Origin of the sequence: Kribbella sp. CA-293567, from assembly GCF_027627575.1 — a bacterium.
Taxonomy (GTDB): domain Bacteria; phylum Actinomycetota; class Actinomycetes; order Propionibacteriales; family Kribbellaceae; genus Kribbella.
Map to the genome: position 1 here is coordinate 1,581,169 of NZ_CP114065.1, position 12,915 is coordinate 1,594,083.

Consider the following 12,915-nt stretch of genomic DNA (forward strand, 5'->3'; position numbering starts at 1 on the left):
CGGGTGACTGTTACGGACACGCACGGGGCGATCGACGCGGTCTGGCGGATCGAGTCCGCCCGGATCATCGCGGGAGTGGCGCGGATCGTGCGGGATGTGGGGCTGGCGGAGGAGCTGGCTCAGGACGCGCTGGTGGCGGCGCTGGAGCAGTGGCCGGACAGCGGGGTGCCGAACAACCCGGGAGCCTGGTTGATGGCGATCGCCAAGCGGCGCGCCATCGACCTGATCCGGCGCAAGGAGACCTACCAGCGCAAGCTGGCCGAGCTGGGCCACGAGCTGGAGCTCGGCAGCAACGGAGTCGAGGACAGCGTTGAAGACAGGGTCGAGGCCGTTCTCGAGGACACGATCGAGGACGACCTGCTGCGGCTGGTGTTCACCGCCTGCCATCCGGTGCTCAGCACCGAGGCCCGCGTCTCGCTCACCTTACGGTTGCTCGGTGGACTGAAGACCGACGAGATCGCGCGGGCCTTTCTCGCGCCCGAGGCGACCGTCGCGCAGCGGATCGTGCGGGCCAAACGCAACCTGGCCAAGGCCGGGGTCGAGTTCGAGGTACCGGCCGGGGACGAGCTGATCGAGCGGCTGTCGTCGGTTCTGGAGGTCATCTACCTGATCTACAACGAGGGCTACTCGGCGACGGCCGGCGATGACTGGATGCGTCCGGCGCTCTGCAACGAGGCGCTCCGGCTCGGCCGGCTGCTCGCCGAGCTGATGCCGGCCGAGCCGGAGGTGCACGGGCTGCTGGCGCTGATGGAGATCCAGGCTTCCCGCGCGAACGCCCGCGTCGGCCCGAACGGTGAGCCGGTGCTCCTGCTCGACCAGGACCGCCGCCGCTGGGATCGGCTGCTGATCCGCCGCGGGCTGGAGGGCCTCGACCGGGCCTGGGCCCTCGACAGCAGTCCGGGTCCGTACCTGCTCCAAGCCGCGATCGCCGCCTGTCACGCCCGGGCAGCGGAGGCTGACGACACCGACTGGGCCCGGATCGCCGGCCTGTACGCCGTACTGGCGCAGGTGGTTCCGTCACCGGTGGTGGAGCTCAACCGGGCGGTCGCGATCTCGATGGCGTTCGGGCCGGAGCGGGGACTGGTCGCCGTGGACGCACTGGCCGATGAGCCGTCGCTGAAGGGCTACCACCTGCTGCCCAGCGTGCGCGGCGATCTGCTGTTCAAGCTGGGCCGGTTCGACGAGGCCCGGTCGGAGTTCGATAACGCGGCCGGATCGACCCGCAACGAACGCGAGCGAGCGCTGCTCCTGGACCGCGCCGCGGCCTGCCGGAAAAATACTTTCGCGGTACCTGTCGATCCGGGCCGGGGTGGTTCGACGCAGCGGTGAGGCCAGATGAAAGTCATCTGCCGTTGTGAAGGAGCGCATCATGGAGAACGTCATCTCGGCCGATGGCACGTCGATCGCCTACGACCGGCTCGGCGCCGGGCCCGCGGTCGTCCTGGTCTGCGGCGCGTCGGTCGACCGGATGTCGAACGCGCCGCTGGCCGCGCTGCTGGCGGAGAACCACACGGTCTACAACTACGACCGGCGCGGTCGCGGGGACAGCGGTGACGCCGAGGTCTACGCGGTCGAGCGCGAACTCGAGGACCTGGACGCGATCTTCGCCGTCGCGGGCGGCTCCGCCCACCTCTTCGGTGCGTCGTCCGGTGCCGCGCTGGCCCTGCTCGGCACCGCGGCCGGCCGGCCCGTGAACCGCCTGGCGTTGTGGGAGCCGCCGTACTTCCTCGAAGGCGCCGAAGGGCGTCCGGCTGCCGATACCGCGTCGACCTACCGCGCGTTCATGGCCGAGGGGCGGCCCGATAAGGCCGCGGAGTACTTCATGGCCGAGGTGGTCCGGCTGCCCGCGGAGTTCGTTACGGAGGCGAAGACGTCGCCGTGGTGGCCGGCGCAGGTGGCGATCGCGCACACGCTGGCGTACGACGCGACGGTGATGGGCAACTCCGGCGTACCGGTCGAGGCGATCAAGGCGATCCACCAGCCGGCCCGGGTGCTGACCGGGGGAGCCTCCTGGCCGTGGATGGCCGAGAGCAACAAGGTGGTGGCGGAGCTGCTGGAGGACGGCAGCCACGTGGTGCTCGCCGGCCAGCAGCACAACTTCGACCCCGCGGTACTGGCTGCCGCGCTGAAGGAGTTCTGGGCATGAACAAGTTCACGGCGACGCTGGAAGGCACCACCAAGACCGGGATCGAGGTGCCGGCGGAGGTGGTCGAGGCGCTTGCGAGTGGCAAGAAGCCGGCCGTGGTGCTGACGGTGAACGGCTACACCTATCGCACCACGGTGGCGGTGATGGGCGGGCGGTACCTGGTGCCGATGAGCGCCGCGCATCGGGAGGCGGCGGGGCTGGCCGGTGGCGACACGGTCGAGGTGGAGATCGAGCTCGACGAGAAGCCGCGGGAGGTCGTCGTACCGGCGGACTTCGGGGCGGCACTCGCCGCGGAGCCGAAGGCGCGGGCGTTCTTCGACGGGCTGTCGTTCAGCCAGCGGAACTGGTTCGTGCTCGGGATCGAGGAGGCGAAGAAGCCGGAGACCCGGGCGGCCCGGATCGTCAAAGCGGTCGAGCGGCTCGCCTCGGGCCGCGGTCAGCGCTAGCCCGGGTCAGCGCTGGCCACGGTCAGCGCTGACCCGTGGTCCGAAGAACCTCTGGCCTGGGAGCCGCGGGTCCTCCGGACGATCAGGCGTGCGTCAGACGACGGTGATGAGGCCGCCGGCGTTGGTGCGGGCCGCGCTGAAGCGGGCCTGGGCGTCGGCCCAGTTGACGACGTTCCACCAGGCCTTGACGTAGTCCGGCTTCACGTTCTTGTACTGCAGGTAGAAGGCGTGCTCCCACATGTCCAGCATCACGATCGGGATCTGCCCGGCGGGCAGGTTGCCCTGCTGGTCGTACAGCTGGTGGATCAGCAGGTTGCCCTGCAGCGCGTCCCAGCCGAGGATGGCCCAGCCGGACCCCTGGATGGTGGTCGCGGCCGCGGTGAAGTGGGCCTGGAAGGCGTCGAACGAGCCGAACGACTCGTCGATCGCCGCGGCCAGCTCGCCGTCGGGCTTGTCGCCGCCGTCCGGGGACAGGTTCTTCCAGAAGATGGAGTGGTTGACGTGGCCGCCGAGGTTGAAGGCGAGCGTCTTCTCCAGCCCGACGATCGAGCCGAAGTCACCCTTCTCGCGGGCCGCGGCCAGCTTCTCCAGGGTGTCGTTCAGGCCGTTCACGTAGGTCTGGTGGTGCTTGGAGTGGTGCAGCTCCATGATTTCGCCCGCGATGTGCGGCGCCAGGGCGCCGTAGTCGTAGCCGAGGTCCGGAAGCGTGTACGACGTGGTCAACTCTGCTCCTTCGTCAGGGCCCCGAAGGGCCGTTGTGCTGCGCGATCTCCGGCGTGCGCTCGTCAGGTGCCCGTTGGGGCGCCGCCGAACCCACCACCGAGATCTACCTTGAAACTTCAACCAGTGTTGAGGTCAAGGGGACACGCTGGTGCCGCCTCGACCCGCTCCGGCCAGTTAGCCGCCGGTGGGCGGTGAAGCCCGCCGACGCTCCCTAGTCTGCCCCGTCGCCCCACTGGTCCCTAGGCCGCCTCGCAACAGTTCATCTGGTGGCCGCCGGGACAGCGGGGTCGCCGTGGACGTCCAGGACGAGTTTGCCCTGCGTGCGCCCGCTCGCCATCCGCCGATGTGCCTCGGCGGCCTCGGCCAGCGGGAACACCTGCTCGACCTCCACCTGTACTTCGCCGTTCTCGACCAGCGTGCCGATCTCGTCCAGTGCATGACCATCCGGCTCGACCAGGAACGGCCGCACCCGGACGCCGGCCTCTTTCGCCCTGGCCACCAGTTCCGGCGAGGTCCCGGACGGCACTGCGACCAACAATCCGCCGGGTTTGAGCACCTTGATCGACTGCTCCAGCGTCGTCTCGCTGCCGATCAGATCCACGACCAGATCGATCTCGCTCGTTGCGGTCCCGACGTCGGTGGAGCGGTAGTCGATCACCTCGTCGGCGCCGAGCGACAACAGCCAGTCGTGCTTGCCCTCACTGGCAGTACCGATCACGTGCGCACCAAGGGCTTTCGCGAACTGCACCGCCAAGTGGCCGACCCCGCCACCCGCCGCGTGGACGAGCACTCGCTGGCCCGGCTGGAGATCTCCTGCAGCGGTCAGCACCTGCCAGGCCGTCAAGCCGGCCAGGGGAAGCGCTGCCGCCTCCGCGTGACTGAGGTTGGCCGGCTTCTTCGCGAACTGCCGGGCGGGCGCGGTCACGTACTCGGCGTACGCCGAAGCGGCCCGCGGGAACCACGGCATCCCGTACACCTCGTCACCGGCCGCCAGCGTGTGGACGCCGAACCCGACCTCCTCGACGACGCCGGACACGTCCCAGCCGAGGATGAACGGCGGAGCGCCCAGCACGCCCTGCATGCCGCCGCCTTCGCGGGACTTGTAGTCGACCGGGTTCACCCCCGCCGCGTGGACGCGGACCAGGACCTCGGTCGGCAGCGGTTCGGGTCGCTCGACCTCGACGACGCGCAGGACCTCCGGTCCCCCCAGTTCGTCCTGGCTGACAGCTCGCATCTTGCTCGTTTCGCTCATGGTGAGGACGCTATCCGCGCGACCGTACTTTCCCGCAAGGACTGCTACTATCTTTCGGAAAGTAACCAGCTCAGGAGGACTGATGACGGCGGTCTGCTCGACCGGAGTGCATGACAAACACGATGTGTACGCCGAGCAGTGCCCCTGCCGCGACGTCCTGGACCTGCTGGCGAACAAGTGGGCCGCGCTCGCCATCGGCGCGCTGGAGGACGGCCCGGTCCGGTTCGGTGAGCTGCAGCGCCGCCTGCAGGGCATCAGCCCGAAGGTGCTGACCAGCACCCTGCGCAGGCTGGAGGAGAGCGGCTTCGTCGACCGCGAGATCTACGCCGAGGTCCCGCTCCGGGTCGAGTACTCGCTGACCGGCCTCGGCCGCAGCGTCTCCACCCCCCTCGGCGCCCTGCGCACCTGGGTAGAAACCCACCTGCACGAAATCTCATAGACTGCGGCCCTCGAACCCCCGAATCTCGACCGAACCTGAGGTTGTTGTCGTGCTCACCATGCAGGACGCGCTGCTCGCGCTGACGAAGTACTGGACCGACCGGGGCTGCATGGTGGTGCAGCCGTTCAACACCGAAGTGGGGGCCGGCACGCTGAACCCGGCGACCATCCTGCGGGTGCTGGGTCCCGAGCCGTGGCGGGTCGCGTACGTCGAGCCCTCGGTCCGTCCCGACGACGCCCGGTACGGCGAGAACCCGAACCGGCTGCAGACGCACACCCAGTTCCAGGTCGTGCTCAAGCCGGACCCGGGCAACCCGCAGGAACTGTTCCTGGCCAGCCTGGAGGCGCTCGGGATCGACATCGAGGCGCACGACGTGCGCTTCGTCGAGGACAACTGGGCCAACCCGGCCACCGGTTCGTGGGGGCTGGGCTGGGAGGTCTGGCTGGACGGTCTGGAGATCACCCAGTTCACCTACTTCCAGCAGGCCGGCGGGATGACGCTGGACCCGGTGTCGGTGGAGATCACCTACGGCATCGAGCGGATCATGATGGCGCTGCAGGGCGTCTCGCACTTCAAGGACATCTCCTACGCACCCGGCATCTCGTACGGCGAGGCGTTCGGCCAGGCGGAGTACGAGATGAGCCGGTACTACCTGGACGACGCCGACGTCGACAGCCAGAAGCGGCTCTTCGAGGAGTACGCGACCGAGGCCCGCCGGATGCTCGACCTGCGGCTGCCCGTGCCGGCGCACGTCTACGTGCTGCGCTGCTCGCACACCTTCAACGTGCTGGACGCCCGGGGAGCGGTCAGTACGACGGAGCGCGCGAAGGCGTTCGGCCGGATGCGCACGCTGGCCCGCGAGGTCGCCACCCTGTGGGCCGAGCGGCGGACCGAGCTCGAGCACCCGCTGGGCGTCGCCGAGCTGCCGGCCGCCGCTCCGGCGCCGACCGAGTTCCCGGTGATAAGCAGCACCCGCCAGTTGCTCTTCGAGATCGGGACCGAGGAGATGCCGCCGTCGGAGGTGACCAAGACCGCCGAAGCGGTGCGCAAGGCACTGACCGAGAAGCTCGCCGCGACACGGCTGGGGCACGGCGAGGTCACCACCTACGCCACCCCGCGTCGGGTGGTCGCGTTCGTGGCCGCGGTCCAGGCGAGCGAGCCGGATGCCGAGAAGGTCTCCCGTGGCCCGAAGAAGGCCGCCGCGTTCGATGCCGAAGGCAACATCACGAAGGCTGCCGCCGGGTTCGCCCGGGGCCAGAAGGTCGAGCCGAGCGAGCTGCACGACCTGGTGGTGGACGGCGTGGAGTACGTCGCGGTGACCAAGCCCGATCCGGGCCGCGGTGCCGCCGAGGTGCTCAGTGGCGTACTGGGCGAGATCGTCACCGGTCTGCGCTCCGACAAGAACATGCGCTGGAACGACGCGAAGCTGTCCTTCACCCGGCCGGTCCGCTGGCTGGTCGCGCTGCTCGGTGACCAGGTCGTGCCGGTCTCGGTGTCGTCGCTGGCGGCCGGCCGGATCACCCGGGTGCACCGCACCGCTGCGCAGCCGACGGTGGAGATCGCGGCGGCCGAGGGCTACCTCGACCTGCTCCGGATCCACGGGATCGAGGCCGACCCGGCCAAGCGCCGGGCGACCATCGTCGAGGCCTCCGAGCGGCTGGCCGCCGAGGTCTCCGGCAGTGTCGACTTCGCCGCGGAGTCGGCGCTGCTCGACCAGATCGTCAACCTGGTCGAGGAGCCGACCGCGATCCTCGGCAACTTCTCGCCCGACTACCTGGACCTGCCGCCGGAGATCCTCACCACGGTGATGCGCAAGCACCAGCGGTACCTGCCGGTCCGTGGCGCCGACGGCGAGCTGCTGCCGCACTTCGTTGCCGTTGCCAACGGTTCGGTCGACGAGGCGATCGTGCGCAACGGCAACGAGGGAGTGCTGCGCGCGCGGTACGAGGACGCCGCGTTCTTCTGGCGGGCCGACCTGCAGAGCACGCCCGAGGCGATGAAGGAGGGGCTGGACAAGCTCGCCTTCGAGGAGCGGCTCGGGTCGATGGCCCAGCGGGCCGGCCGGATCGCGGCGATCGCCCGGTCGCTGGCCGCCACCGTCGGGCTCGAAGGCGACGACCTGACGGCGCTGGAGCGGGCCGCGGAGCTGGCCAAGTTCGACCTCGGCTCGCAGATGGTGGTCGAGCTGACCAGCCTGGCCGGCACGATGGCCCGGGAGTACGCGCGCCGCAGCGGTGAGACCGAGGCCGTTGCGCAGGCGCTGTTCGACATGGAGCTGCCGCGTTCGGCCGGCGACCCGTTGCCGGCCACCACGCCGGGTGCCCTGCTGGCGCTGGCCGACCGGTTCGACCTGCTGGCCGGGTTGTTCGCGATCGGCGCGAAGCCGACCGGAAGCTCGGACCCGTTCGCGCTGCGGCGCGCGGCCGCCGGGGTGGTGGCGATCCTGCGCGAGCACCCGGAGCTGCGGGCGATCACGCTGTCGGCCGGACTGACCGCGGCGGCCGAGCAGATCGGTGCCCAGGGCATCGAGGTGCCGGAGGCCTCGCAGGGCGAGGTGGCCGAGTTCACCATCCGGCGGTACGAGCAGCAGTTGATCGACCGCGGTGACGACCACCTCCAGGTGGCCGCGGTGCTGCCGTTGGCCGAGGCTCCGGCCGCGGCCGACGAGACGCTGGCCGAGCTGCGGCGTCAGGTCGCGAACGAAGGGTTCGCCGACCTGGTCGCGGTACTGCAGCGGGTACGCCGGATCGTGCCGGCCGAGGTCACCGCGCAGTACGACGCGACCAAGCTCACCGAGCCGGCCGAGGTCGTGCTGCACGAGGCGGTGCAGAAGGTCGGCACGGCTCCGACCGCCCTGGGTGAGTTCGTCACCGCGACCGAGGTGCTGGTCGAGCCGATCACCAACTTCTTCGAGGAGATCCTGGTGATGGCGGAGGACCCGGAGGTCCGGGCGGCGCGCCTCGGCCTGCTCGCCACCATCCGCGACTTCGCCGTACCGGTGCTCGACTGGCAGGCGCTGGGCACCAGCCTCACCAAGGAGAACTGACCGCAACCGCGCCCGCCGCTCAGCGGCGGGCGCGGTCAGAGCGGAAGGGTGAGCCGGGGAGCCAGGCGGTCCGCGATCAGCCGGTAGCCGTCGGGGCCGGGGTGCAGATCGTCGGCGTACAGGCGCTGGGCTTCTTCGGTGCTGAGCACGGTGCGGCCGTCGATCAACTGGAGGTCGGGGTCGCGGAGGGTGCGGGCACCGAGCTCGACGCAGCCGCGGATGTCGTCGAGGGTGAGACCGACGGCGTTGGGTTTGCCTTCCAGGTTCGGCGCCGGCAGTGGGGTGATCACCACGATCGGCGTGTGCGGATGGCCGTCGCGCACGGTCGAGACGAACGACTCGACCTGACCGGGCAGCGTCCGGCCGCTGAACGTCTCGCCGCCGTAGATGTTGATTCCCAGGCACAGTGAGATGAGCCGGGCGGGGGTGTCCCGGATCGTCCGCGCCGCGATCGGATCGAGGTGGCACTCGCCGCCCAGCCCGAGCCCCACCAGGTCCCAGCCGTGCCGCCGGGCCACCAGCGCCGGCCATGTCTCGGACGGTCCGTAGGCGCCGGTGCACTGCGTGATCGAGCTGCCGTACGTGATCCATCGAGGCCCGATCGGCGGCAACGGCTCGGCCTCCCCGTCGAACGAGACGTCCCGTACGCCGATCGCACCGCCCTGCGGCAACCAGATCTCCAGCTCCACCGACGTGCCGGGCAGCTCGACAGCGATCACCTGCTCACCCGGCTCGACCGGGCAGCGCCGATGCAGCTCGCCACCGACGAGGAAGTCGACCGGCGCGATCTCCTGGTAGATGTCCAGCGCGGCCCGGATCTCCAGCCGCACCGACGCCGCCGAAGTACGCCAAGTCGCCCGTACGCCGGCCGGCGTCGCCGCGCGCGACCACAACCGGTGTCCCGGTCGATCCGGCCGGCCGAGCCAGTCATGCAGCTCGAACGGCTGCTCCCGCGGATCCAGTCGCCAGAACGTCGTCCAGCCGTCGGGGTCCACGGCACGATGCCGATACCCGGTCCAGAGCGGATCACCACCCACCGCGCACCACCTCTTCCGCCGCAACCTCGACGACCGTGTGTCCAGCCTCCACATGATCGCGCATCACGGCCGCCGCAGTCTTGCCGTGGCCGGGGTCAGCCCGCAGCCGCAGTCGCGCCGACGTCGGGGTCAGCCCGCAGCCGCAGTCGCGCCGACGCCGGGATCAGCCCGCAGCCGCAGCCGCAGTCGCGCCGACGCCGGGATCAGCCCGCAGCCGCAGTCGCGCTGGCGCTGCAGCAACGGCCTGCCTTCCGGTCAGCCCCGCAGCAGCGGCCCGACCTCCTCGCCGAGGAAGCGTGCGAAGGCGCCGACGTCCGGTTCGTCGGCGCACGGCTGGACGGCGATGGTGGTCACCCCGGCGGCGGCCAGTTCGCGCATCCGCTCGGCAATCGCTTGGGCGTCACCGACAGCGCCGACCTCCGGCCCACCGGACATCCCGTAGCCGGCCAGCTCAGCATCGACCCGATCGCGGGCGCCCGGTCCGGTGGCGACAATCAGACTCGCGACCACCTCGTGCGACCCTCTTCGATCACCAGCAGCGGTCAGCGTGGTGGCGGCTGACTGTTCGATCGTTTCGGTGGTCAGGCCGAGGGCAAGCAAGGTGCCCGTGCCGAGCTCGCCGGCTGCGACGAGTGAGCGAGGTCCGGCGGCGCCGATCAGCAGCGGGGGTGGTCGGAGCGGGGGATAGGTCAAGGCGACTCCGTCCAGCTGGACGTATCGCCCGGCGGTAGTGACCTCCTCGCCGTCCAGCAGTTGCCTCAGCGCGGTGGCGAACTCCCGCAGCAGCGTCAGCGGCGCCTCGGCCTGCGCGCCGGCCTGCCCCATCCACAGCTGGACGCCGTGCCCGATGCCACCCACGAACCGCCCGGGATACAACCGATCGACGGTCGCGAACTCCATCGCGGCCTGGGCCACCGACCGGAGTGGAACGGGCAGCAACGCGATGCCCACGCGAATCCGCTCGGTGACGGCCAACGCGGTCACCGCGCTCGCCACAGCGCTTTCCTTGAAACAGTCCTCCGACACCCAGAAGTCGTCGAGTCCGGCGGCCTCGGCCGACAGAGCGGCCGATCTGACCGACTCCGGCGGCAACGACGGCGGGAACACGAGTCCGAGTCGCAACGAAACAGTCATCGCTCCATCGTCACCGGCCGCACCGACAGTTTCGGGCCGCGCCGCCGGGAGAACTGGCCGGCAAGCACTAGCCTGAGGTCGTGCGAGAACTGGTCGTGCTGGGCACCAGTAGCCAGGTGGCGTCGCGGGAGCGGAACCAGAACGGCTACTTCCTGCGCTGGGACACCGAGGGCTTCCTCTTCGATCCGGGCGAGGGCACCCAGCGGCAGATGCTGTACGCCGGGGTCCCGGCGACCGCCATCACGCGGCTCTGCGTCACGCACTTCCACGGCGACCACTGCCTCGGCGTACCGGGGGTGATCCAGCGGCTTTCCCTCGACGACGTGCAGCATCCCGTCCACGCGCACTATCCGGAGTCCGGGCAGGAGTACTTCACCCGCCTCCGGTACGCCGCGTCCTTCTTCGAGCGCGCCGAGCTGCGCGAGGAGCCGATCGAGGAGGACGGGCTGCTCTCCGTGGGCTCCTTCGGGCAGCTGTGGGCCAGGCGGCTGGAGCATCCGGTCGAGTCGTTCGGGTATCAGCTGATCGAGCCGGACGGCCGCCGGATGCTGCCCGAGGAGCTCAGCCGGTACGGCGTCAGCGGGCCGGCCGTGGGTCAGTTGCAGCGGGCCGGGTCGCTGGTCGTCGACGGGCGGACGGTGACCGTCGAGCAGGTCAGCGAGCCGCGGCCGGGACAGCGGTTCGCGTTCGTGATGGACACCCGGTTGTGCGAAGGCGTCTTCCGGCTCGCCGACCAGGCCGACCTGCTGGTGATCGAGTCGACGTACCTGTCCACGGAGGCCGAGCTGGCCCGGAACTTCGGGCATCTGACCGCCCGGCAGGCGGCTCGGGTCGCGCAGGAGTGCGGAGTACGGAAACTCGTGCTGACCCATTTCTCCCAGCGCTACACCGATCTCACCCTGTTCCACGACGAGGCCGCCGCGGAGTTCGACGGCGAGATCGTGGTGGCGACCGACCTGGCGCGGACGCCGGTACCGCCGCGCCGCTGACCGGGCTCACACCCCGTTGACCGATGGGAACAATGGGTACTGGATATTGGTTCCAGCTTCTATAACCCGCGTAAGCAAGGAGATCGCATGCTGTACGGAGCAGAACACGTCGAGCGCTACGAGGCCACCGACGGTGCCGAGGGATACGAGTGGGGCGACCACGGCGCGCACATCCTCATTCTCACCACGGTCGGCCGGAAGTCCGGTGAGGAGCGCAAGAACCCGCTGATCTTCCGTGAGGTCGACGGCGGCTACGCGATCGTGTCCTCCAAGGGCGGCGCTCCGACCCACCCGGACTGGCACTTCAACCTCGAGGCCGACCCGAACGTGAAGGTCCAGATCAAGGGCGACAAGTTCGCCGCCACCGCCCGGGTCGCCTCGGACGAGGAGCGCGCGAAGATCTGGCCGCAGATGGTCGAGGTCTGGCCCGACTACAACGAGTACACGAAGAAGACCGACCGGGAGATCCCGATCGTCATCCTCGAGCGCCAGTAGTCACCCGAGACTCCCGGACCGCCGCCCGCACCCTCCGGTGCGGGCGGCGGTTCCGCGTTCGGGCCGGCGTCAGCGGAGGGTGCGGAAGAACTCGCGGATGTCGGTGGTGAGCAGCTCCGGCTCCTCCAGGGCGGCGAAGTGGCCGCCGCGGTCCACGTCGGTCCACCGGGTGATGTTGTTGTCCGCCTCGCAGTACCTGCGGATGCAGACGTCGTGCGCGAAGGCGATCACGCCGGTCGGGACGCCGGAGTTCTCCGGCTGAGCGCCCCACTCGGTCATCGCGTAGCCGACGTACGCCGCCGAGCTCGCCGTACCGGTCAGCCAGTAGAGCATCACGTTGGTGAGCAGCCGGTCGCGGTCGATGATCGCGTCGGGCAGCGTGGTCCGCGGGTGGGTCCACTCGCGGAACTTGTCCATGATCCAGGCGAGCTGACCGACCGGTGAGTCGACCAGTCCGTAGCCGATCGCCTGCGGCCGGGTCGACTGGATCGCGATGTAGCCGAACTCCTCCTGCATGAAGGCCTTGACCCGGGCCATCCGGTCCTGTTCCAGCGGGGTCAGCGTCGCGAGCTCCTCGTCGGACAGCTGCAGCGGCGGCAGGTTGGTCCCGCCGTTCACGTGGACGCCGACGACGTGCTCGGGCGCGGACCGGGCGACCTCCGGCGAGACGGACCCGCCGATGTCGCCACCCTGTACGCCGTACCGGTCGTAGCCGAGCTGCTCCATCAGCTTGGCCCAGGTGCGGCCGATCCGTGCTCTGGTCCAGCCGCTCTCGCCGACCGGTCCCGAGAAGGCGAAACCGGGCAGCGACGGGATCACCAGGTGGAAGGCGTCGGCCGCGTCGCCGCCGTGTGCCGCCGGGTCGGTCAGCGGACCGATCAGGTCCAGGAACTCCACGACGGATCCCGGCCAGCCGTGCGTCAGGACCAGCGGCAGCGCGTCGGGGTTCGCCGACCGGACATGCAGGAAGTGGATGTTCTGACCGTCGATCTCGGTGGTGAACTGCGGGTACTCGTTGAGCTGCTTCTCCGCCGCGCGCCAGTCGTACTCGGTGCGCCAGTACTCGACCAGCTCACTCAGCCAAGCGACCGGTACGCCGGTGTCCCAGTCGTCCCCGGGCAGCGCCGCGGGCAGCCGGCGGTGGTCGAGACGGTATTGGAGGTCGTCGAGCTGGCTCTGCGGGATGTCGATGCTGAAAGGCTTCATGA

General features: G+C 70.0%; 12 protein-coding genes. 7 read left to right on the forward strand and 5 right to left on the reverse strand.

The window, feature by feature from the left end; translation table 11 throughout:
* Positions 1-3: 3 nt before the first annotated feature.
* From OX958_RS07630 to OX958_RS07640, 3 genes are read left to right on the forward strand one after another with little or no spacing between them, the layout of a single operon-like run.
* The gene (locus tag OX958_RS07630) at positions 4-1,329 is read left to right on the forward strand and encodes an RNA polymerase sigma factor (protein WP_270136474.1); all 1,326 of its coding nucleotides are present in this window, start codon (positions 4-6) and stop codon (positions 1,327-1,329) included.
* A 40-nt stretch (positions 1,330-1,369) separates the two neighbouring features.
* On the forward strand, positions 1,370-2,146 hold the full coding sequence (locus OX958_RS07635) for an alpha/beta fold hydrolase (protein ID WP_270136475.1): 777 nt from the start codon (positions 1,370-1,372) through the stop codon (positions 2,144-2,146).
* Positions 2,143-2,592 (forward strand): YdeI/OmpD-associated family protein, encoded by a 450-nt coding sequence (locus tag OX958_RS07640; protein ID WP_270136477.1) that lies wholly within the window; start codon positions 2,143-2,145, stop codon positions 2,590-2,592. The genes OX958_RS07635 and OX958_RS07640 overlap by 4 nt, the downstream gene beginning before the upstream one ends.
* Before the next feature lie 93 nt (positions 2,593-2,685).
* On the opposite strand, the gene OX958_RS07645 is transcribed toward OX958_RS07640, so the two are convergent.
* The gene (locus OX958_RS07645) at positions 2,686-3,315 is read right to left on the reverse strand and encodes a superoxide dismutase (RefSeq protein ID WP_270136478.1); all 630 of its coding nucleotides are present in this window, start codon (positions 3,313-3,315) and stop codon (positions 2,686-2,688) included.
* A gap of 259 nt (positions 3,316-3,574) precedes the next feature.
* A complete protein-coding gene (locus OX958_RS07650; protein ID WP_270136479.1) occupies positions 3,575-4,567 on the reverse strand; it encodes an NADP-dependent oxidoreductase in 993 nt (330 codons plus the stop codon).
* Between the two features lie 82 nt (positions 4,568-4,649).
* Between OX958_RS07650 and OX958_RS07655 the strand changes: the two genes are divergently transcribed.
* Positions 4,650-5,006, forward strand: coding sequence for a winged helix-turn-helix transcriptional regulator (locus OX958_RS07655; RefSeq protein WP_270136480.1), 357 nt, complete (start codon positions 4,650-4,652; stop codon positions 5,004-5,006).
* 58 nt (positions 5,007-5,064) lie between these two features.
* Positions 5,065-8,052 carry a glycine--tRNA ligase gene (locus OX958_RS07660; RefSeq protein WP_270139016.1) on the forward strand — a complete coding sequence of 996 codons (2,988 nt, stop codon included), beginning with the start codon at positions 5,065-5,067 and terminating at the stop codon, positions 8,050-8,052.
* Positions 8,053-8,087: 35 nt separating this feature from the next.
* Here OX958_RS07660 and OX958_RS07665 read toward each other — a convergent pair whose 3' ends face one another.
* Together OX958_RS07665 and OX958_RS07670 are read right to left on the reverse strand one after the other, a co-directional pair.
* Complete coding sequence (locus OX958_RS07665) at positions 8,088-9,089, reverse strand: GDSL-type esterase/lipase family protein (protein WP_270136481.1); 1,002 nt, start codon at positions 9,087-9,089, stop codon at positions 8,088-8,090.
* Positions 9,090-9,344: 255 nt separating this feature from the next.
* The gene (locus OX958_RS07670) at positions 9,345-10,223 is read right to left on the reverse strand and encodes an LLM class flavin-dependent oxidoreductase (RefSeq protein ID WP_270136482.1); all 879 of its coding nucleotides are present in this window, start codon (positions 10,221-10,223) and stop codon (positions 9,345-9,347) included.
* Positions 10,224-10,303: 80 nt separating this feature from the next.
* On the opposite strand from OX958_RS07670, the gene OX958_RS07675 reads away from it, so the two are divergent.
* Together OX958_RS07675 and OX958_RS07680 are read left to right on the forward strand one after the other, a co-directional pair.
* Positions 10,304-11,212, forward strand: coding sequence for a ribonuclease Z (locus tag OX958_RS07675; protein WP_270136483.1), 909 nt, complete (start codon positions 10,304-10,306; stop codon positions 11,210-11,212).
* Between the two features lie 87 nt (positions 11,213-11,299).
* Positions 11,300-11,707, forward strand: a complete 408-nt coding sequence (locus OX958_RS07680) for a nitroreductase family deazaflavin-dependent oxidoreductase (RefSeq protein ID WP_270136484.1) — start codon at positions 11,300-11,302, stop codon at positions 11,705-11,707.
* A gap of 69 nt (positions 11,708-11,776) precedes the next feature.
* Here OX958_RS07680 and OX958_RS07685 read toward each other — a convergent pair whose 3' ends face one another.
* The gene (locus tag OX958_RS07685; protein WP_270136485.1) at positions 11,777-12,913 is read right to left on the reverse strand and encodes an epoxide hydrolase family protein; all 1,137 of its coding nucleotides are present in this window, start codon (positions 12,911-12,913) and stop codon (positions 11,777-11,779) included.
* Positions 12,914-12,915: the final 2 nt, after the last annotated feature.